Origin of the sequence: Shewanella alkalitolerans (genome assembly GCF_019457575.1) — a bacterium.
GTDB classification, from domain to species: Bacteria; Pseudomonadota; Gammaproteobacteria; order Enterobacterales; family Shewanellaceae; genus Shewanella; species Shewanella loihica.
In genome coordinates this window covers 3,997,464-4,016,368 of sequence record NZ_CP080422.1, presented here as the reverse complement: position 1 = coordinate 4,016,368, position 18,905 = coordinate 3,997,464, and the positions used below count along the sequence as shown (strand labels likewise).

Sequence of the window (18,905 nt, the reverse complement as noted above, 5' to 3'; positions counted from 1 at the left end):
CTAGAGCTAGAGCAAGAGAGTCTAGAGCATGGCGAGACTGATCTGTCCGAAGGGGTAAACCTGGCCGCCAAACTCGGCGGCAAAGGCCTCGGCATCCTCCCGCTCACCGAAGCTGGCTAGCGTCTTGCCCATGGCGCCTGTCTGGCTCGAACCGACCACATACCAAGCCTGTCTGGCGTCGATGAAGTGGCTGTCCAGCGGCGCCTGCCAGGGGCTTTTAGCCATGTCGTGCACATAGATCTCCTTGACCTGCTTGCGATACTCGGGGTCTAGCAGGAAGCTAAACAGATCCCGGGTGGAGCAGAACTTTTTCACCGTCTCTTCTGTCTTGAGATAGAGCTCCCCCTTGGGGCCGGGGAAGTTACCGATCAACATGCCGCACAGGTGACACTCGTCGCCGTGCTCCATGGCCACCGCCTCATGAATAGCGTTTTGCTCACTCTCTTGCCCGCAGGCGCTCAGCCCCAACAGCAGGAGGCTGACGAGACCCATGAAAAGTGGCGAATTGGTAAGCTTGGTTTGGCGCATTAGAGTGTCTTCCTGTTAAAGATGAGGGCGGCTAGGGTCAGCGGGGCGAATACCCAGGCGAGCAGCAGTGAAAATAGGCCGCCGGCCGAAATGCTGCTGTTGATGGCCACCGCCAGCACACCGTTGATATCTTTGGTATCCAGGCTGGCCAGATTCACCAGGCGGAAGAGATCCGCCGGATTGAGCATCATCAGCTGCACTAGCTGTTGCTGACTCAGCCCTTCCTCTATGCCGACCAATACCGCCAGCAGGGCTAGGTCGAACACCAGTACGAAGAAGAACCAGAGCATCAGCGCCAGCCCGGCGGCCTTGGACTTCTCACTCACAGACAGGCTGATCACATAGGCGATGCTGATAAAACAGAGGCCGAGCATGATGGCCGTGGCGATGAAGAGGCCGAAGCTCTGCAGCACGGCGCTGGCGTCAGACTGGCTGGCCAGCAGCACAGCGGCGCTACCGAAGCCTAGGCTGGTGGCCAGCGCCATGATGGCGCCCTGGCCGACAAACTTGCCCAGCAAGAGCTGGGTGTGGCTGATGGGGTAGGTGAGCAGCAAGAGCAGGGTGCCGGCCTCTTGCTCGCCGACAAAGCTGTCGTAGGCCAGCAGCAGGGCGATCAGCGGGATCAGAAACACCGCCAGGCTCGACAGGCTGGCGATGGTGGACGACAGCGACGCCGTGCCCAACTGCCCCGAGGCGACCGAGCCATAGTAGCTGAGTCCCAGGGAGAGCACGGCGAAGATGAGGGTGATGGAGATCAGCCAGCGATTACGTAGCCCGTCCTGAAACTCCTTGATGGCGACGGCGAGAATGGCATTCATTGTATCTGCCCTCCTTGATGGCTAATCTCTTTTTCGTTGTCCCCTTTGTGCGCCGTTCCCGGGCGCTGACCCAGGTAGTGCTGGTAGACACGTTCCAGATCCGCCGGTTCGACACGAATATCCCCTAGCTGATCCAGCTCCACTAGCTGACGTATGATGGCGAGCTTCTCCTGCTCGGGCACCAGCAGCTGATCCGGGGCGATGAGATAGGGGGTGAAGCGGGCATCCTGTTTCAGGGCGCCATTGAGCCCCTGGGTCTTGATGGCGACGGGGAGCTGGGCCTGCTGTCTTAGCTCGCTCAGGCTGCCCTTGGCCAGCAGGCGACCGCCTGAGATGATCAGCGCACGGTCGATATGTTGCTCGACGCCCGGCAGCACATGGGAGCAGAGTATGATGCTGGCCCCCTCGTTCTTGAGCTTATCGACGCTGGCGTAAAACTCCTGGGTGGCGATGGGATCCAGCCCCACGGTCGGTTCATCCAGCAGCAGCAACTTGGGGCTGCCGAGGAAGGCCTGAGCCAGTCCCAGACGTTGACGCATCCCCTTGGAGTAGGTCTTCACCTGGCGGTCCATGGCGTGGGTCAGGCCTACCTGCTCCAGCAGCTGGGTAATCGCCTGTTTGGGTACAGACTTGAGCCGGGCGAAGTAGCGCAATACCTCGCGGCCGGTGAGTTGATCGTAGAAGCTGACATTCTCCGGCAGGTAGCCGACCTGCTTGCGCGCCTCGAAGGCCTGCTTGGAGAGGGGGTCCTGGCCGAATACTTTTACCTGACCGTCTGAGGCCGGGATGATCCCCAGGATCAGTTTCATTATGGTGGTCTTGCCCGCGCCATTGTGGCCGAACAGCCCCATGACTTCGCCGGGAAAGAGTTCGAAGTCGATACGTTCGAGGGCCGTTACCTTGGCGTAGCGCTTGGCGACGCCGCTCAGGGAGACGATGGGCCTTGAAAGAGAAGATGCTTGCATTGTGTCACTCTGCCTCATTGATTACTGCCTGCTGGCCAGCCAGAGGTGGCGCCTGCATGAGTGGAAAACTGTCTTTGACGCCCACGGGTTTGAGCACGGGAAACTGGGTCTGAATCCAGCGCAGGATAAGCACCGCCGGGCTGTCCAGTAGCATCTTGGCCTCAGGATATTGCCAGATAAGCTTGTCGATGCCGTCGTTGGGTTCGAAGGGGCGATCGCCGAAGCCGTCGTTGTCGAGATCCCAGCCCAGGTAGTTGCTCCAGAAGTTGCCTCTGCCGTCCTGGCTCCATTCGGCTTGACGGTTGGCCACATATTTCACCTGCACCGGGTTGTTGATGAAGCTGTTGCCAAATACCTTGGTGTGCTCCGAGCCTGCGGTGAGGTGGATGCCGATCTCGGCGGTGTCGATTAGGTTGTGATTGATGCTGTTGTAGGCCGAGTTATAGACAAACAGCCCCTTGCCCTCGCGGCCCAGCACCTTGTTTTCCGGCTTGGTCCAGACCCGGTAGATGCGGTTATGGCTGATCTCCGAGTAGGTGATGAAGTTCATCAGGAAGCCGTAGTCCTGGCTGTCACGGCTCTCGTTGCCGCTCACGGTGAGCTGACGTGAACTCATCAGGGCATAACCGGCGCGGGTGTCGTAGGCCAGGTTGTCCTGCACGCGATTACTGTGGGAATACATATAGTGGATCCCGTAGCGCAGATTATGCATGGTGTTGTTTTTAATCGTGTTGTGTTGGCTGGAGATGATGTAGATGCCGTCGCGGGTCTGGCTGACCTCGTTGTCGCTGACCTCGACGTTCTGCACTATGGAGAGCTGAATGCCGTTTCCTCTGTCGGCGGAGCGCAGCGCCGGATTGCCCAGAATGCGGTTATGGTGAACCTTGATCTCCTTGCCTTTTTGCAGCCAGATACCGAAGCCGTCACCTTGTAGGCGGTTCTCTCTGATGACGAGTTCGCTGGCGCTCTGATCCGAATAGATGCCGGCATCCTGGGCGGTGAGATCGTCGCCCCAGTTGACTATCTTGAGTCTCTCTATGGTGACTTTGGAACTCTGCAGCAGCAGGGCATTGCCCTTGCCCTGGGCGTCTATGATGCTGGTATAGTCGTCAGCGCCAGTAAGGCGTACCCCTTGTTTGATGACGAAGTTGCCAAGGTAGCGACCCGGCTGCAGCTGAATATCGTCTCCCGCCTTGGCGCTATCCAGCACCTGCTGTAGGTCTTGCTCTGGACTCACCTCGATATAGGCGGCCTGGCTAAGCGGGCTGAAAGAGAGCAGGCTGAAAGAGAGTAGGCTTGGTGCAATCAAGCCACAGAACTGCACAATCTGTAGGCCGCAGCGCCCCAGGCCATGAGCTAGCCTAAGCCTCAATGCCATTATGGCGAGACTGGATTTGGCGGTGGATCTGTTTGGCTTGTGGTTCAAGGTCAGTTACACCTCTGGCGTCTATCGTTTTGGTTCTTATCGCTTTGTATACGCTAGCCCTTGGTTAAGGCAGACGCCTGACGCGGGGGCATCAGACGCCTGCATTTCACTTAGGCTTCTACCAACATGCGGCCACGCATCTCCATGTGCAGGGCGTGACAGAACCAGTTGCAGTAGTACCACTGTACCCCTGGCTTGTCGGCGATGAAGGTGACAGATGCCGTGGCCTGTGGGCCAATCTCCATCTGCACGCCATGGTTGGTCATACAGAAGCCGTGGGTCACGTCTTCCACCTGATCCAGGTTGGTGACAACTACCGTGACTTCGTCGCCCAGCTTGACCTTAAACTCGCTCATGCCGTAGTTGGGCGCGACCGAGGTCATGTAGACGCGGACCTTGTTACCATCGCGGATCACCTTGTTGTCCATCATCAGGCGCACGCCATCTTTTTCGGCCATGGCCACGGTATCGGCAAACAGCGGATCGTCACGGGTCCACAGCTTCTTCGGCTTGAGCTTGCTACGGTGCACTATGATGCAGTCGTGAGGCTCGGCGAAGGTTGGACCGTCGTGCACCAGCTTCATCTCATCGCCTGAGATGTCGATTAGCTGATCGTTCTCTGGGCGCAGCGGGCCAACGGGCAGGAATCTGTCCTTAGAGAACTTACACAGAGACACCAGCCACTTGCCGTCGGCGTCGCGGGTTTCACCCTGAGAGGTGTGGTTGTGGCCCGGCTGATAGTGTACGTCCAGCTTCTGGCGCAGGTAGTTGACCTTCTTGCCCTGATAGGCCTGAATCGCCTCTTCCACGTTCCACTTGGCGATCTGGCTGTCGAGGAATAGGGTGGTGTAGGCGTAACCCTTGTTGTCGAACGCCGTGTGTAGCGGGCCAAGGCCCAGCTCTGGCTCACCGACGATGGCGTCTCTTGGCTTGATCTTGTCGTCGAACAGGTCGTCCAGTTTTTCGATAGAGATGATAGAGACGGTTGGCGACAGCTTGCCGTTGGCGACAAAGTACTTGCCGCTTGGCGAGGTGTTCAGGCCGTGTGGCGACTTAGGCACGGGAATATAACGGGTGAGATCTGAGCCCTTGCGGCCATCCAGTACGGGGATCTTGTTGCCATTGTAGGTCTTGAACTTACCAGCCTTGACCGCAGCTTCACAGCGGGCCAGGTTGAAGATCACCACATGGTCGCGCTCGGCGGTGATCATCTCGCTGAGGTTCATCCCCATCTCTGAGTTGTAGCAGGTCGAGGCGAAGTACTTGCCGTCGTAGTCGGCATCTGTGTTATCCAGGTTACCGTCTACCATCACCTGGAAGGCGACCTCCATCTTCTCGGCATCGATCACGTTGAACAGGGAGCGGTAGGTGCTGACATCTTCCAGCGTCTCCTTACCATTGTTGTTCAGTGGGACCTCGAACTCGCCGTTACAGATGACATATTTAGTGTATGGCACTTTCTGTACCCGCAGACCGTGGATGGCCTGGGCGTTGGGGATGGTGATCATCTTGTCTGTCTTCATCACGTCACAACGGATACGGGCCACGCGGGTGTTGGCCTTGTCGTTGATGAAGAGATACTTACCGTCGTAGCGACCATCCTGCATGCTCATGTGCGGGTGGTGGGCGTCGCCAGCCATCAGGTGGGCGCTTTCGCCCTTGACCGCCTTACTCTCGTTGGTGATGCCCCAGCCAGTGGCGCTGTCTATGTTGAATACCGGGATACGCATCAGCTCGCGCATTGAGGGCAGGCCCATGATACGAACTTCGCCAGAGTGCCCACCGCTCCAGAAACCATAGTATTCGTCCAGCTCGCCCGGATGAACCACAGGGCTGTTACTGGCCTCGGCCGCCTGGGCCTTGGCCATCGAGGCGAACATGGCGGCGCTCATGGGGGCGGCCACTGCACCCGCCCCCAGCAGGGCCGTCTTGCCCATAAACTCGCGTCGACCAGCGTTCTCCAACTGGTTGGCTGGTTTGTTATTGTTATCTTGCATAGTCCATCTCCATCTTAGTTATGTTACCTGCACTTATATGTGTTGATTCGTCCTATACGGCAGTGACCGTTGGGATCTCTTGGTCTTTGTATTGCTGACGTTTGCGCGCCAGTTTTTTCAGCGGTGGGCACTTCTCTTCGTTGAAATAGGTCACCTGACAGTCGAGGCAGTAGTGGCACTCGCGCATGTTGATCACCCCGTTGGGATGAATAGCCTGGATCTCGCACTCCTTGGCACAGGTCTTACATGGCGTACCGCACTCGGGGCGGCGCTTGAGCCAGTCGAACAGGCGCACGCTGTTGCTCACCGACAAGGCCGCGCCCAGCGGGCAGAGATAGCGGCAGAAGGTCTTGCGATTAAACAGGCTGGAGAAGATCATCAGCAGCGCCCAGAGGATGAAGGGCCACTGGCGATCGAACTTGAGCAAGAAGGTGGTCTTGAAGGGCTCTATCTCGGCAAATTGCTCCGCCATGGCCAGCGAGTCCAGCGACAGGCCAAACAGCGCCAGCAAGATGAGGTACTTGATGGCCCACAGGCGCTCATGCACGGCGAAGGGCAGCTCGACCTGCGGCAGCTTGAAGTAGCGGCCCATGACATTGACCAACTCCTGCAGGGCGCCGAAGGGGCAGAGCCAGCCGCAGTAGACGGCGCGTCCCCACAGCAGCATGGTCACCGCGGCGGCGCACCAGAGGATGAAGATGATGGGATCGAGGAGGAAGAGATCCCAGGAGAAATCTTTCATCAGGGCGTGCAGGAAGGTAAACACGTTGACCACAGAGAGTTGTCCGCCCCAGCTCCAGCCGATCACCACCACGGTAACCACCAGGAAGCCGTGACGCAGGCGGTGCATAAAGGTGGGGTGGCGCACCAGAATATCCTGGAAGAAGAGGATCAGCAGCAAGACCCCCATGAGGATCAGCAGTAGCACCACCTCCAGCTGTCTGTCATGCCAGATCTGCTGCACCATGGTGAGCTCCGGCTCGGGCACTATGGCCGCCGGGGTGTCGACATACTTGTCCAGCGGGTCGTACTGCCCCTTGAAGCTGGTGAAAATGCTGTCGATGGGGCCGGTCTGGCGGCGCACCAGTAGCTCAAACTGCCAGCTGCTACCTGGGTCGAACTCGTGATGCTGGGCGATGCGAAACACTGACATCTCGTTAAATTTGGGGGCACCCTGAATGTAGAGATCGCTGATGCGGTTGTGGTCCAGATCCCTGAAGGAGATGGCGTTATCCTTCTGATGCACCTGGATGCGATCGAAGATGCCGCCGCGCACATAGCCAGAGCCTTTGAAGGAGTAGCCATTGCCCATGACGGCCACCAGGTGCTCGCCGGGCTGCAGTGTCTGCATCAGCCACTGATAGTCGGCCTCACCGAAGAGGTTTTTGCCTATGGTGGGAATGTCCGCCAGGGTGTAGTAGATCTCGGCAAACATCTCCTGCTTCTCATCGTCGCTGGCCTTGTCGACCGCCTCGGCGGCGGTACCTTCGAAGGCGTCGTCGACGGCGCTGCGGGTCAGGTAGAGTTTGCGAATCGAGCCGTCGCCGGTCAGCTCGGTCCAGTTGGCCGAGGTGAAGAGTTCCTGTTTGATGGTGGAGATAGGCTGGATCTGGTCGGCCTGCTGCTCGATTATCCCGAGCGCGATGGCGGCCTGGGTGGCGGCCTTGGTGATGGCGACGTTCATTACCATGACGGTCACGGTTGCGCCCGAGAGGCCGTCGATGGCGACTATGCCCTCCTTCTCGTTGCCGCCCACCTTGAGCCTGTCCTTGACCGACAGCCCGGTATATTGCTCGGCAAATTTCCACAGCTTGCTCTCTGGGATCCCCGCCAGGATGATGGGTTCGTGGTGCTCCAGCACCTTGGCACCCAGGTATTTACCCTCTGGGTCGATGGCTACCAGGATGTTGACCGGCTCGCCCGAGTAGGCAGGGATGCGGGCGATATCATTGGTCTCGAAGCCATAGCCCAGGATCTGCTGATCTTTGTAGATGGTCCACAGGGCGGGCTCACCCTGCTTGTCTGAGATGCGTGTCGCCTCCGGGAACAGCTCATGCAGGATAGGCAGGGGATCTTTGGGCGGGCTAACGAACAGGGCATAGCTGGGCGTGGCTAGCATAAGTGCTAGCATGAGTGCCAACAGGGTCAATAAAATCCATTTTGCTTGCCTCGCATGGTGCATCAATCTTGCCACTCGAACGCTCCTACAGTCAGTCCCAGGGTGTGTCAACCTAGTGTTATTTATAGTGCATCCTAAATGCATCTTTATGGTTATGACGTGACTGAGATCAAATAAATCGCGATTTTGTTAATTTGACACACATTGAAACAAGGCGACTTGGGGTGGCGATCACCTAGTAATTGGGCACCGGCGACTGGCTTTAGAAGGGGGGAAGAATCAGGGAAAAGACAGGGAAAAGACAGGCCGCGTCACCTGAGCGACGGGGCGCGACCTGTTGGGAGAGTGCTGTCTTGCGAGGACGAGAGGGGCTTACTTGAGGCTCTCGAAGTAGGCAGCCAGGTTGGCAATATCTTCGTCGGTCAGCGGCATGGCCATAGGCGCCATCACTGGGTCTTGACGCGTACCTTCCTTGAAGGCCTTCAGTTGTTTCTCAATGTATTGAGCCTTCTGGCCTTTGAGGTTAGGGTAGATGGGCGCCAGAGAGATACCGTCGGCACCGTGGCAGGCGGCACAAAGCATAGATTTGGCTTTACCGGCTTCGATATCACCGGCGTGGGCCGTCAGAGACATTAGGCTTGCAAAAGCGATGAGGGCAATCTTTTTCATATGAACTCCATTAGAATAAGTTCTTTATTTTTAAGAACAATTGTTGTCGCAATATCTGATGACAGACGACTTAGGTCATCTAAATGTAGGCGGCGTCAATCGAATGCTTCCTAGTTTAGAATGGGTTAAATTGGGCATGTGAATCTTAGGTGTATTTATAATGCATGTATTTGACCGAGGTCAAGTCTCGCCGAAATTTGCGGTGGCCGTCACAGCCTGCTGCCTCTTTAGAGGGACCGGTAAGGTACTTACAGAGAAGGCGCATACCGACCAGACGCTTACTTGGGAGTCGATGGCCGCCGAAGCGGTTAATCTGTAATGGCTAGGCAGAAGTAATTGAAGAAAAGGCGATAGGCGCCGGATTAACGAATGAGGGGATAGCAGTGCGTTGGGAGAGTGTGGCGTTTGCCGAGTTGAGCCTTGAGCGGCTCTACGAGCTGTTGAAGTTAAGGGTCGATGTGTTTGTGGTGGAGCAGGCCTGTGCCTATCCCGAGCTGGATGGCAAAGACACCCTGGCTGAGACCCGTCATCTGTTAGGTCTGGATGAGCAGGGGCGGATAGCCGCCTATGCGAGGATCTTGGCCCCCGGGGTGAGTTACCCCCAAGCCAGCATCGGCCGGGTCATCGTCGCGCCATCGGCTCGCGGTGCGGGCGTCGCCAAGCCCTTGATGCTTGAGGCGATCGCCATCGCCAGACAGAACTGGCCAGCCCAGGGGGTTCAGATCGGCGCCCAGGAATACCTTAAGGGTTTCTATCAAGGGGTGGGTTTTCGACCCGTGTCTGAGGTCTATCTGGAGGATGGTATTCCCCATCTCGACATGTTGCTGGAGGCCTGATTAAGGCCAACGGTTACACAAAAGGCGTAATGAAAGGGCCTAACGAATGGGCCTAACGAAAGAGTCATAGAGACGTGCAAATAGAGGAGCACAGGGCGTGCTCCTCTATGTTCGGGTAATTAAGCCGTTAGGCTCGTCAGTCACCGAGTCGGTGACTAATCCCTGAGTTGGATCTTAGGATCATGTTCAACTTCGCCATATCTGTCTATGGTCGACAGCTGGCTCTGTTGGGCGATGATCGCCAGTGGACCCGAAGGCAAATGGCGAACAAACAACAGCCGATACCCGTATCGATGCAGGCTATAGAGGGCCATCTTTTGTTCCGCACTCATCGAGCTCCAATGCTCATCATGATGCAGGACGTTCCCTCGCCTGTCTTGCAGTTGCTGTGCTATTTGCATGTTATTATCTACACGTTTGTCGGCCGATGTAGCCAATATTTCTTTCTGTGCTGGCACCGCCAGCCAGTTTTAAAAGATTAATCTTAATTAGATTAACGTCAGTCATTTTACTGACTTTAATTGAACATTAATTGAACGAGATCAATTTATGGGGCGAGAAGTGGGCCCGAAAGCGAAAAATTATGAAAATGCTCACATCTTGGTCACATTTTGAGACAGGCATAAAATGATTAATTATATCGAGCCGTTATTTCGGCCGCCTTCCGAGTGGAAGTCCCTCATACTCCAAGTCACCAATGGTTGTAGCTGGAATCGCTGCCATTTTTGCGACATGTATACCGCGCCGCAGAAGCAATTTCGTGCACAAAAAATCGATAAAATTGCAGAGGATATTCAACGGGTCGCCCAGCGAAACCTGCCGATCTCTCGGGTATTCCTCGCCGATGGCGATGCCATGAGCCTGCCCTTTAATCGTTTGGAGGCTATCTGTCTGTTGATCCGTGAGCATCTGCCCCAGGTGACCCGCATCAGCAGCTACTGCCTGCCGCGCAACCTAGGTAATAAGACGGATGCGCAGCTTGCCCGGCTCAGAGAGCTGGGGCTTAGCCTGCTGTATGTGGGCTGCGAGAGCGGGGACGATGAGGTGCTGGTCCGTATCGAGAAGGGCGAGAGCTTCGACTCCTCCTTGCTGGCCTTGCAGCGCATACGCGCCGCCGGCATGAAGTCATCCGTGATGATACTTAATGGTCTGGGGGGCGTGGAGCTGTCCAGGCAACACGCGCTCAACTCGGCGCGCCTGATGAATGAGGCGCAGCCAGACTATCTGTCGACTCTGGTGGTGACTCTGCCCCTTGGCAAGGCGCGCATGGACACCGGATTCGACGGCGATTTTAAACTGCCGGACCAGCATGGCCTGCTGAGCGAGATGCAGCTGCTGCTGGGTGAACTCGAGCTGGAGAAGACCATATTCAGGTCTGATCACGCCTCTAACTACCTGGTGCTAAAGGGGATACTGGGTCGTGACAAGCAGAGCCTGTTGACCCAGGTCGAGCAGGCGATTCAGGGACTGGTGCCCCTGCGCCAGGAGTGGCTGCGCGGCCTCTAGGCCAGCGCCGCCTGGTGTTTTCGGCGCTAGCGCTCGATATGACTTTATCGCTCGATATGAATTTCGCGCACCGGGCAGGGGATCTCTATGCCAGCCTGGCGCAGCGCGTTGATCAGCTCAAGGTTGACCTGATACTTGTTCTGGTAGTAGCGATTGGTGGGCACCCAGTAACGCAGGCCTATCTCTAAGCCTATGCTGTTGAAGCCGTTGATCCCTATCTGAGGGGCACGCTCCTGATTTACCTCTTCGTTGGCATCCAGCACCTGTTGGGCGATGGCCAGCACCTGGTTGGCATCGCTGGCGTAGCTGATGTTGAAGCGTATCTCGACCAGCTTGTCGCTGAAGGAGTTGTGCAGGATTTCGCCGACAATATGTTTGTTGGGGATGCTGATCACCTCGCCTTCCTCATTGGTGAGCAGGGTCAGTCCTAGGTGGATGCTCTTGACCACACCACTGACCCCCTGGATCTCTATGGTGTTGCCCACCACGAAGGGACGGGTGACGATTATGGTGACGCCCGCCGCGTAGTTAGAGAGCATCCCCTGTAGCGCCAGGCCAGCACCCAGAGAGGCCGCACCGATTGCCGCCACCATGGGCGTGATGCTGATCCCCAGCTTGCCCAGGGCGATAACCCCCACCATGACTATGATGAGAATGCGCACCAGATTGGAGACGAAGTTGCTCAGGGTGATGTCTATCTCATGCTTCTCAAACTGCTTGGCCACCAGGTTGGAGATCTTGTTGGCGACCCAGAGCCCCAAGAGGAAGATAAGCAGCGCGCCGACCAGCTGGAAGCTGTACTTCACCAGAAACTCGGTCAACAGGTTGTAGACATTTTGCAGTTGCGCCAGCTCCTGCTCCAGACCATTTTCATTCATAACATTCGTCCTAAAATTTGCCGCGAACCACTATCGCGCGGGCATAGAATCCAACCTGGGTATGTTACTTAATATTCAATGGCTTGATAACCAATATCTCACTCATGTCCCATGACACTCATTAGCGTGAAGCATATCAAGCAATTGGCACGCATCCGAGGGCATGGCGGCCAGTATAAGATATAGTCTAGTTCACCCCTAAGTAACCTAATCCTTAGTGAAAGAGGCATTATGAAAGCGCTAATCTTGGCTGTGGGCGTGTTGTTTTCGGCCGCCAGCCTGGCCAGCAGCCTGACCACAGGCGATCGTATCGAGGCAATCACCCTAGCGGATCAACACCAAGCCGTGTGGGAGCTCAACAGCAATACCCAGATTTTACTCTTTAGCCGCGGCATGAAGGGGGGCGAGATCATTCAGGAGGCACTTGAGTCCCTTGAGGGCCCCATGCCGGGGAACTGGCGATATGTGGCCGACATCAGCGGTATGCCATCGCTTATCGCTAAGTTTGTAGCCATCCCCAAGATGCAAGATCTCAACTTCGCCATCGGCCTGGATCAGGAGGGGGAGGCGACCCATCTGCTGCCCGGTGACAAGGAGACGGCGACAGTGATCACCCTGGATGGGCTCAAGGTGATCAAGGTAGTGAGCGTCGATTCGGCCAAGGCCCTGCTCGAGGCGGTGAAATAGCGCGAAAAGTGTGAGCTGATGGCTAGCAGAATTCATTTTAATAATTAATAACTTAGCTTGGCTTTTATCCCGTTGAAAATCAGGCTGTCTGTTTTGGAATAAAAATTTATTTATTAAGCATAAAAATTCGTTGATCTCGACGAAAAAATAGCGTTTACTTCGCAGCGATTTTTAACCGAATCACGCTAAATTATTTTTATTCTGCTACGGAGATACTGGCGAGATGAGCCAATTTCAAGCGATTGATGTTAATGAGTATTATGACCAAGCTACCTTTGAGCGTATCAAGGCGTTTGCTCAGGATAAGCCGACACCTTTCGTGGTGATTGACACTAAAATCATTGCAAAACAATATGATGACATGGTGCATAACTTTCCTTATGCCAGTATCTACTATGCCGTCAAGGCTAACCCGGCTAAGGAGGTATTGACCCTGCTGCGTGACCGTGGCGCCAATTTCGATATCGCCTCTATCTATGAGCTGGATATGGTGAGCGACATCGGCGTGACGCCTGACAGAGTCAGCTATGGCAATACCATCAAGAAGCGTAAAGATGTGCGCGCCTTCTATGAGCGTGGCGTGCGCATGTACGCCTCTGACTCCGAAGCCGATCTGCGAATGATCGCCGAGGAAGCCCCCGGTTCTCGCGTCTATGTGCGCATCCTGACCGAAGGCACCCATACCGCTGATTGGCCCCTGTCGCGTAAATTCGGCTGCCAGAATGAGATGGCCTTCGAGCTACTGGTGCTGGCCAAGACGCTGGGGCTGGAACCCTATGGCATCTCGTTTCATGTGGGCTCACAGCAACGCGACATAGGAGCATGGGACTCGGCCATCGCCAAGGTGAAGAGCATCTTCGAGCGCCTGCGTGAAGAGCATGGCATCGAGCTGAAGATGATCAACCTGGGCGGCGGTTTCCCGGCGAACTATCTGGACAAGACCAACGAGCTGGGTACCTACGCCGAGCAGATCACCCACTTCCTCAAAGAGGACTTTGGCGATCAGCTGCCGCAGATCATCCTGGAACCTGGCCGTTCGCTACTTTCTAATGCCGGCGTGCTGGTGTCTGAGGTGGTGCTGATCAGCAAGAAGTCGCAGACGGCGTTGGAGCGCTGGGTATTTACCGACGTGGGTAAGTTCTCTGGCCTGATTGAGACCATGGATGAGGCGATCAAATTCCCCATCTATACCGAGCGTCAGGGTGAGTTGGATCGCTGCGTGATCGCCGGCCCTACCTGTGACAGCGCCGACATCATGTATGAGCACTACAGCTACGGCCTGCCGTTAGATCTAACCATCGGCGATCGCATGTACTGGCTAACGGCCGGCGCCTATACCACCACTTACTCGGCGGTCTGCTTCAACGGCTTCCCGCCGCTGAAGGATTACTATCTGTAGTAGATAGAATTTCTAAGAGATAAGAAAAGGGCGCCTAGGCGCCCTTTTTAATGGCCGATGTCCGCACTATTTGTCGTGTGCCTTAAGGATCTGATGCAGCTCCTCCTTGATATGCAATTTCTGCTGTTTGAGTACCTTGATCTCTGGGGTGAAATCGCTGGCCGCATGTTGCTCTAGCTCTTTAATCTCGTCGTCGAGTTCGTTGTGTTTGTTAAACATCTTAAGAAAATGTGCGTCTTTTGATTTTAGTTCGCTGATCAGGTCTCTGTATTCTGGAAACATATTGGCCGTCCTTCTTGGTCAAAATGGGTGAGAGGTCATAGCAAAAGTGGTTAATTTCCCTTTGCTATGGTTTCAGCCTAGCGCGATCTGTTTGCTGGTTTTGTGATCGACTTCACCGCCTGGGACTTCGTTTTCGTCGCTTTACTACAGCTGATTTAACCTGTTGTCATACAAGCTTATTTTGTCATTCTTATTTGGGTGTGAAACCAGGTTTTCGGCGATGTCTCAGGCCAAGTAATAAATTTTGCCGGCTGGCTGGCAGCCTAGGTGGGAGTTGCTATATTTTCAGTGCTGCTAGCGGAAATGCTTTGGTAAATTCATTACAACAAATTATCTAACTACTGGCGGGGAAAGTGTGATCAGGTTAACCTTAATGGCTTTCATACTAGGTTAAAGTCCATTTTATAAGAATTTTATAATCAAAATTGAAAGGGGTTTTCACAATGTCAGATGTATTTCATTTAGGCCTGACGAAAGAGATGTTAGATGGTGCAACACTTGCTATCGTTCCGGGCGACCCAGAGCGTGTGAAACGTATTGCCGAGTTGATGGACAATCCAACATTCCTGGCCAGTCACCGCGAATACACCAGCTACCTTGCCTATATCGACGGTAAGCCGTTGGTGGTCTGCTCTACCGGTATCGGTGGTCCATCGACCTCTATCGCCGTGGAAGAGCTGGCACAGCTGGGTATCGACACCTTCCTGCGCGTCGGCACCACAGGTGCTATTCAGCCACAGGTTAATGTGGGTGATGTGATCGTGACTCAGGCGTCAGTGCGTCTAGACGGTGCGAGTCTGCACTTTGCACCTATGGAGTTCCCAGCCGTGGCGAACTTCGAATGTACAACCGCCATGGTGGCGGCGAGCCGTGAAGCGGGTCTTGAGCCTCATATCGGTATCACAGCTTCGTCAGACACCTTCTACCCAGGTCAGGAGCGCTACGATACCGTGACGGGTCGTGTGACTCGTCGTTTTGCCGGTTCGATGAAAGAGTGGCAGGAAATGGGCGTACTCAACTATGAGATGGAGTCATCGACTCTGTTCACCATGTGTGCGACTCAAGGTTGGCGCGCGGCGTGTGTGGCCGGTGTGATCGTTAACCGTACTCAGCAGGAGATCCCTGATGAGGCGACCATGAAGCAGACCGAGACCAGTGCCGTGTCTATCGTGGTAGCGGCGGCGAAGAAACTGCTGGCTTAAGCCTAGCTGCTGAACTCGCGAGATTAAAAAAGGCGCCTGATGGCGCCTTTTTAATGAGCAAAGCATACTCAAAAACTTAGAAGTGATACTTGGCGATCACCGAGTAGGTGTTCTGATCTATGCCCTTAACACCATATTTGTTCTTCCAGTAATCGTATTCGATACCGACGAATAGCTTATCTTTCTTGTGGGCGCCGAAGATGGCTGCGCCCAGGTCGTACTTAACCTGAGGGTTGAAGTGGAAGTTCTCTTCATAGCCAGTGTTGTCGGCCGAGAATACCCAGTCGATAAAGCCGTCGAAGACGATGTTCGAGTGGCCTACCGGGAAGTCCATACGAAAGACTGGGGTCAACTGCCAGCCGTCACTCAGATTGCCTGTGCTGATAGCGTCGCGACGATAGGTGTTTAGCTGAAAGTAGCTGAAATAAGGGATCTTAAAGTCGAGACCCACACCATAGAGGAAGCTCTTCACCGGGCCTTCGCCCTCTTCGTAGGTGAGTGCCAGTGACACGTCTGTGATGGCGCCTACGCCCACAGGCTTGCCTAAGATCTTGCTGGCGCTGAAGCGGGGTGAGATCTCACCATAGGTGGTGCTGTCTTTGCCGCCGTTGTTGCCATTGAAGTAGATGAAGTCCTGAAAGGCGAACCAGTCGCCATATTTCCAGCCGCCGGCGGTTTCTAGGGTAATAGTGGTTTGTCGCTCCGAAGGAGCCAGATCATACTTGTCGCCGTAGAGGGCGGTGGCACTGAAGTCCCACCATTGGATCATATCATCGGCCAGCGCGGGCTGGGCGGCGACTAGCGCGAGGAGAAGCCATTTCCTGTTCATCATCTTTTTACCTTTATCATTATTTTTGGGGGCAGCCTTTGACGCCGCTATTTGGGGCTAATTTGAAAACAATCGCGGCACTCTCAAGGTGTCTTTTGGCTTATTTTCACGCCCTATTAATTATGCGCCGCAAGTATACGGGATTTCGCCATTGTGCCCAATTCCAAAACAATGTCTTTTACCTAGGTAAATTAAATGTTTGTTGCCTGTGTCACATTTGTATCATGACATAATATGTCGCATTGCGAGAAAAGAGCTGATATAGTCTTGGCAGGGATACTCTCATTTCAGGGGGGAAATATGGAGTTTTCTAATCCTATCTTTATCTGGATTGCCGTCGGTTTAGTCTTGATGTTAGCCGAGATCATTCTGCCTGGCGGTATCGTTATTTTCCTGGGCGCCGCCTGTTTGGTGGTGGCGGGTGCATTGACCCTAGGTTGGGTCGAAGGCTTTGTGCAGGCCCTGACGCTCTGGTTCATCGCCGCTATCGTCTTGTTACTGGCTTTTCGTCAGCTGACACAGCGCTTGGTGGGTGGTGATTCCCATGTGGATAATACCGATGAGGAGTTTGACCTTTATAACCAAGTTGCCGTCGTCAAGGCGGTTATCGGCCCGGCACAGCAGCAGGGGCGCGTCGAATTTCAGGGAAGCGAATGGCCAGCACTGGGTGATGGCAGCGAGATCCCTATCGGCGCGCGCGTCAGAGTGATCTGCCGCGAGAATATTGCCCTGGTCGTTGAACCTTTGACAGAGCAGGCATAGCCTGGCTGCTACTTTACAGGATGGAATCTATGTTCGAATTTACCATTTTTATACTCTTCGTTTTCTTTATTCTTTATAACCTATTGTTGATCGTTCCCATGCGCGAGGTACATGTTATCGAGCGTCTGGGTAAGTTTAGGGTGGTGTTACAGCCAGGTTTTCACTTTTTAATTCCCTTCTTCGACCGCGTGGCCTATCGCCACGACACCCGTGAGCAGGTGCTGGATGTGCCGCCACAGAGCTGTATCTCGAAGGATAACACTCAGCTGGAGGTTGACGGCCTGGTCTATCTCAAGGTGATGGACGGCAAGCTGGCCAGCTATGGTATCGAAGACTATCGCCGCGCTGCGGTGAACCTGGCGCAGACCACCATGCGCTCCGAGATAGGTAAGCTGAGTCTGAGTGAGACCTTCTCCGAGCGTGACAGCCTCAACGAATCTATCGTGCGCGAGATCGATAAGGCGTCTGACCCTTGGGGGATCAAGGTGCTTAGGTACGAGATCAAGAACATTACCCCGTCTCACAAGGTGATCCACACCCTGGAGAAGCAGATGGAGGCCGAGCGTAGCAAGCGCGCCGAGATCACCCTGGCCAACGCCGAGAAGGCGGCGATGATCAACCTCTCAGAGGGGGAACGTCAGGAGGCTATTAACCTATCGGAAGGTGAGAAGCAGAAACGGATCAACGAGGCCAAGGGTACGGCCCAGGAGATCGCCATCGTCGCCCGCGCCAAGGCGGAAGCCATGACCATGGTCTCAGAGGCCTTGGCACTGGAGGGCGGTAACGAGGCGATGAACATGCAGCTTAAGGAGCAGTTCATCACCCAGCTGGGTAAGATACTCAACGAAGCCGATATTTCAGTGGTACCGGCCGAGATGGCCAAGCTGGAAGGCTTCTTTGAGGGCATGGAGCAGGTGACTCAGAGTGTGGGTCAGGTAAAAGGAGGTCGCGCATGATCGCAGATATCAACACAGATTTAATCGTACTGGGCATTTGGGGACTGATCTTCGCCATCTTCATCATCAAGCTGTTTCAGTCGATCCGCCTGGTGCCTACCAAGTCAGCTTATATCGTCGAGCGTCTGGGTAAGTATCACACCACCCTGGATGCCGGTTTCCATGCCCTGGTGCCTTTCATCGACAAGGTGGCCTATGTGCATGACCTGAAAGAGGAAACTATCGATGTACCGCCTCAGGAGTGTTTCTCCAGCGACGAGGTGAACGTCGAAGTAGATGGGGTTATCTATATTTCCGTGATGGATCCCGTGAAGGCCAGCTATGGGGTGACCGACTACCGTTATGCGGCCATTCAATTGGCGCAGACCACCACCCGCTCTGTGATTGGCACTTTAGATCTCGACCGCACCTTCGAGGAGCGTGACGTGATCAGCGCCAAGGTAGTCGAAGTGTTAGATCAGGCCGGCGCTACCTGGGGGATCCGGGTACACAGATATGAGATCAAGAATATCGCGCCACCCGAGACGGTGAAGAACGCCATGGAGATGCAGGTGAACGCCGAGCGTGAACGCCGCGCCCTGCTGGCCAAGAGCGAGGGTGATAAGCAGAGCAAGATCAACCGCTCCGAAGGGGTCAAGGCGGAGATGATCAACCGCTCCGAGGGTGAGATGCAGAAGCGTATCAACGAGGCCGAGGGTAAGGCCGAGGAGATCCTCACCATCGCCAAGGCGACCGCCGAGTCTATCGAGCGCATGGCTCAGGTAGTGTCGGCGCCCGGCGGAAAGAACGTGGTGCGCATGCAGCTAGGTGCCCAGTACCTCAAGCAGTTCGACGGCCTGACCAACAGCGCCAACAAGATAGTGCTGCCGGGCAACATGATGGACTTCGATCACTGGATGGACAGCATAGGGCTGGAAGAGAGCAAGGACTAATCCTCACTTGGCACCCTAACGAACCCCAAAAGCCCAGGCCCTTGCCTGGGCTTTTTATTGCCTTGGGCTAGGTGTGGATGACCTATGGCGATGTGGTCGACGGTAGGATCGCGC

The 18,905-nt window shown here is 55.1% G+C and carries 19 protein-coding genes; 8 read left to right on the top strand and 11 right to left on the bottom strand.

Annotated elements, in window-relative coordinates; all coding sequences use genetic code 11:
• Positions 1 to 21: 21 nt before the first annotated feature.
• From K0J45_RS17430 to K0J45_RS17400, 7 genes are all read right to left on the bottom strand, one after another.
• The gene (locus tag K0J45_RS17430) at positions 22 to 528 is read right to left on the bottom strand and encodes a nitrous oxide reductase accessory protein NosL (protein WP_258406721.1); all 507 of its coding nucleotides are present in this window, start codon (positions 526 to 528) and stop codon (positions 22 to 24) included.
• On the bottom strand, positions 528 to 1,346 hold the full coding sequence (locus K0J45_RS17425) for an ABC transporter permease (RefSeq protein WP_220043471.1): 819 nt from the start codon (positions 1,344 to 1,346) through the stop codon (positions 528 to 530). The genes K0J45_RS17430 and K0J45_RS17425 overlap by 1 nt, the downstream gene beginning before the upstream one ends.
• Positions 1,343 to 2,311 carry an ABC transporter ATP-binding protein gene (locus tag K0J45_RS17420; RefSeq protein ID WP_220043470.1) on the bottom strand — a complete coding sequence of 323 codons (969 nt, stop codon included), beginning with the start codon at positions 2,309 to 2,311 and terminating at the stop codon, positions 1,343 to 1,345. Before K0J45_RS17420 ends, K0J45_RS17425 begins: the two co-directional genes overlap by 4 nt.
• Positions 2,312 to 2,315: 4 nt before the next feature.
• Positions 2,316 to 3,689 (bottom strand): nitrous oxide reductase family maturation protein NosD, encoded by a 1,374-nt coding sequence (locus tag K0J45_RS17415; protein ID WP_220045350.1) that lies wholly within the window; start codon positions 3,687 to 3,689, stop codon positions 2,316 to 2,318.
• 158 nt (positions 3,690 to 3,847) lie between these two features.
• Positions 3,848 to 5,734 carry a TAT-dependent nitrous-oxide reductase gene (nosZ, locus tag K0J45_RS17410; protein WP_144202555.1) on the bottom strand — a complete coding sequence of 629 codons (1,887 nt, stop codon included), beginning with the start codon at positions 5,732 to 5,734 and terminating at the stop codon, positions 3,848 to 3,850.
• 52 nt (positions 5,735 to 5,786) lie between these two features.
• Complete coding sequence (nosR, locus tag K0J45_RS17405) at positions 5,787 to 7,853, bottom strand: transcriptional regulator NosR (protein WP_434086970.1); 2,067 nt, start codon at positions 7,851 to 7,853, stop codon at positions 5,787 to 5,789.
• A 372-nt stretch (positions 7,854 to 8,225) separates the two neighbouring features.
• Entirely contained in the window at positions 8,226 to 8,522 is a 297-nt protein-coding gene (locus tag K0J45_RS17400) for a c-type cytochrome (RefSeq protein ID WP_011867194.1), read from the bottom strand.
• Positions 8,523 to 8,905: 383 nt separating this feature from the next.
• Between K0J45_RS17400 and K0J45_RS17395 the strand changes: the two genes are divergently transcribed.
• Complete coding sequence (locus K0J45_RS17395) at positions 8,906 to 9,358, top strand: GNAT family N-acetyltransferase (RefSeq protein WP_220043469.1); 453 nt, start codon at positions 8,906 to 8,908, stop codon at positions 9,356 to 9,358.
• 155 nt (positions 9,359 to 9,513) lie between these two features.
• On the opposite strand, the gene K0J45_RS17390 is transcribed toward K0J45_RS17395, so the two are convergent.
• Positions 9,514 to 9,690 carry a hypothetical protein gene (locus K0J45_RS17390; RefSeq protein WP_258406130.1) on the bottom strand — a complete coding sequence of 59 codons (177 nt, stop codon included), beginning with the start codon at positions 9,688 to 9,690 and terminating at the stop codon, positions 9,514 to 9,516.
• Between the two features lie 295 nt (positions 9,691 to 9,985).
• On the opposite strand from K0J45_RS17390, the gene K0J45_RS17385 reads away from it, so the two are divergent.
• Positions 9,986 to 10,864 carry a radical SAM protein gene (locus K0J45_RS17385; RefSeq protein WP_220043468.1) on the top strand — a complete coding sequence of 293 codons (879 nt, stop codon included), beginning with the start codon at positions 9,986 to 9,988 and terminating at the stop codon, positions 10,862 to 10,864.
• 44 nt (positions 10,865 to 10,908) lie between these two features.
• Here the strand turns inward: K0J45_RS17385 and K0J45_RS17380 are convergent, their stop codons facing one another.
• Positions 10,909 to 11,742, bottom strand: coding sequence for a mechanosensitive ion channel family protein (locus K0J45_RS17380; protein ID WP_011867190.1), 834 nt, complete (start codon positions 11,740 to 11,742; stop codon positions 10,909 to 10,911).
• A 231-nt stretch (positions 11,743 to 11,973) separates the two neighbouring features.
• Here K0J45_RS17380 and K0J45_RS17375 point away from each other — a divergent pair, with 231 nt between their 5' ends.
• Both K0J45_RS17375 and K0J45_RS17370 read left to right on the top strand, forming a co-directional pair.
• Positions 11,974 to 12,429 carry a hypothetical protein gene (locus K0J45_RS17375; protein ID WP_220043467.1) on the top strand — a complete coding sequence of 152 codons (456 nt, stop codon included), beginning with the start codon at positions 11,974 to 11,976 and terminating at the stop codon, positions 12,427 to 12,429.
• Between the two features lie 223 nt (positions 12,430 to 12,652).
• A complete protein-coding gene (locus K0J45_RS17370; protein ID WP_220043466.1) occupies positions 12,653 to 13,828 on the top strand; it encodes a type III PLP-dependent enzyme in 1,176 nt (391 codons plus the stop codon).
• Positions 13,829 to 13,894: 66 nt separating this feature from the next.
• On the opposite strand, the gene K0J45_RS17365 is transcribed toward K0J45_RS17370, so the two are convergent.
• Complete coding sequence (locus K0J45_RS17365; RefSeq protein WP_220043465.1) at positions 13,895 to 14,110, bottom strand: HP1242/YdcH family protein; 216 nt, start codon at positions 14,108 to 14,110, stop codon at positions 13,895 to 13,897.
• A gap of 443 nt (positions 14,111 to 14,553) precedes the next feature.
• Between K0J45_RS17365 and udp the strand changes: the two genes are divergently transcribed.
• Positions 14,554 to 15,312 (top strand): uridine phosphorylase, encoded by a 759-nt coding sequence (gene udp / locus K0J45_RS17360; RefSeq protein WP_220043464.1) that lies wholly within the window; start codon positions 14,554 to 14,556, stop codon positions 15,310 to 15,312.
• Positions 15,313 to 15,388: 76 nt separating this feature from the next.
• Here udp and K0J45_RS17355 read toward each other — a convergent pair whose 3' ends face one another.
• A complete protein-coding gene (locus K0J45_RS17355; protein WP_220045348.1) occupies positions 15,389 to 16,141 on the bottom strand; it encodes an outer membrane protein OmpK in 753 nt (250 codons plus the stop codon).
• Positions 16,142 to 16,441: 300 nt separating this feature from the next.
• Between K0J45_RS17355 and K0J45_RS17350 the strand changes: the two genes are divergently transcribed.
• Genes K0J45_RS17350 through K0J45_RS17340 form a run of 3 tightly spaced genes read left to right on the top strand, consistent with a single transcriptional unit; the run spans position 16,442 to position 18,791 of the window.
• Complete coding sequence (locus K0J45_RS17350; RefSeq protein WP_220043463.1) at positions 16,442 to 16,903, top strand: NfeD family protein; 462 nt, start codon at positions 16,442 to 16,444, stop codon at positions 16,901 to 16,903.
• 29 nt (positions 16,904 to 16,932) lie between these two features.
• Positions 16,933 to 17,859 carry an SPFH domain-containing protein gene (locus K0J45_RS17345; RefSeq protein WP_144202573.1) on the top strand — a complete coding sequence of 309 codons (927 nt, stop codon included), beginning with the start codon at positions 16,933 to 16,935 and terminating at the stop codon, positions 17,857 to 17,859.
• Positions 17,856 to 18,791, top strand: coding sequence for an SPFH domain-containing protein (locus tag K0J45_RS17340; protein ID WP_011867182.1), 936 nt, complete (start codon positions 17,856 to 17,858; stop codon positions 18,789 to 18,791). The genes K0J45_RS17345 and K0J45_RS17340 overlap by 4 nt, the downstream gene beginning before the upstream one ends.
• Positions 18,792 to 18,905 lie beyond the last annotated feature (114 nt).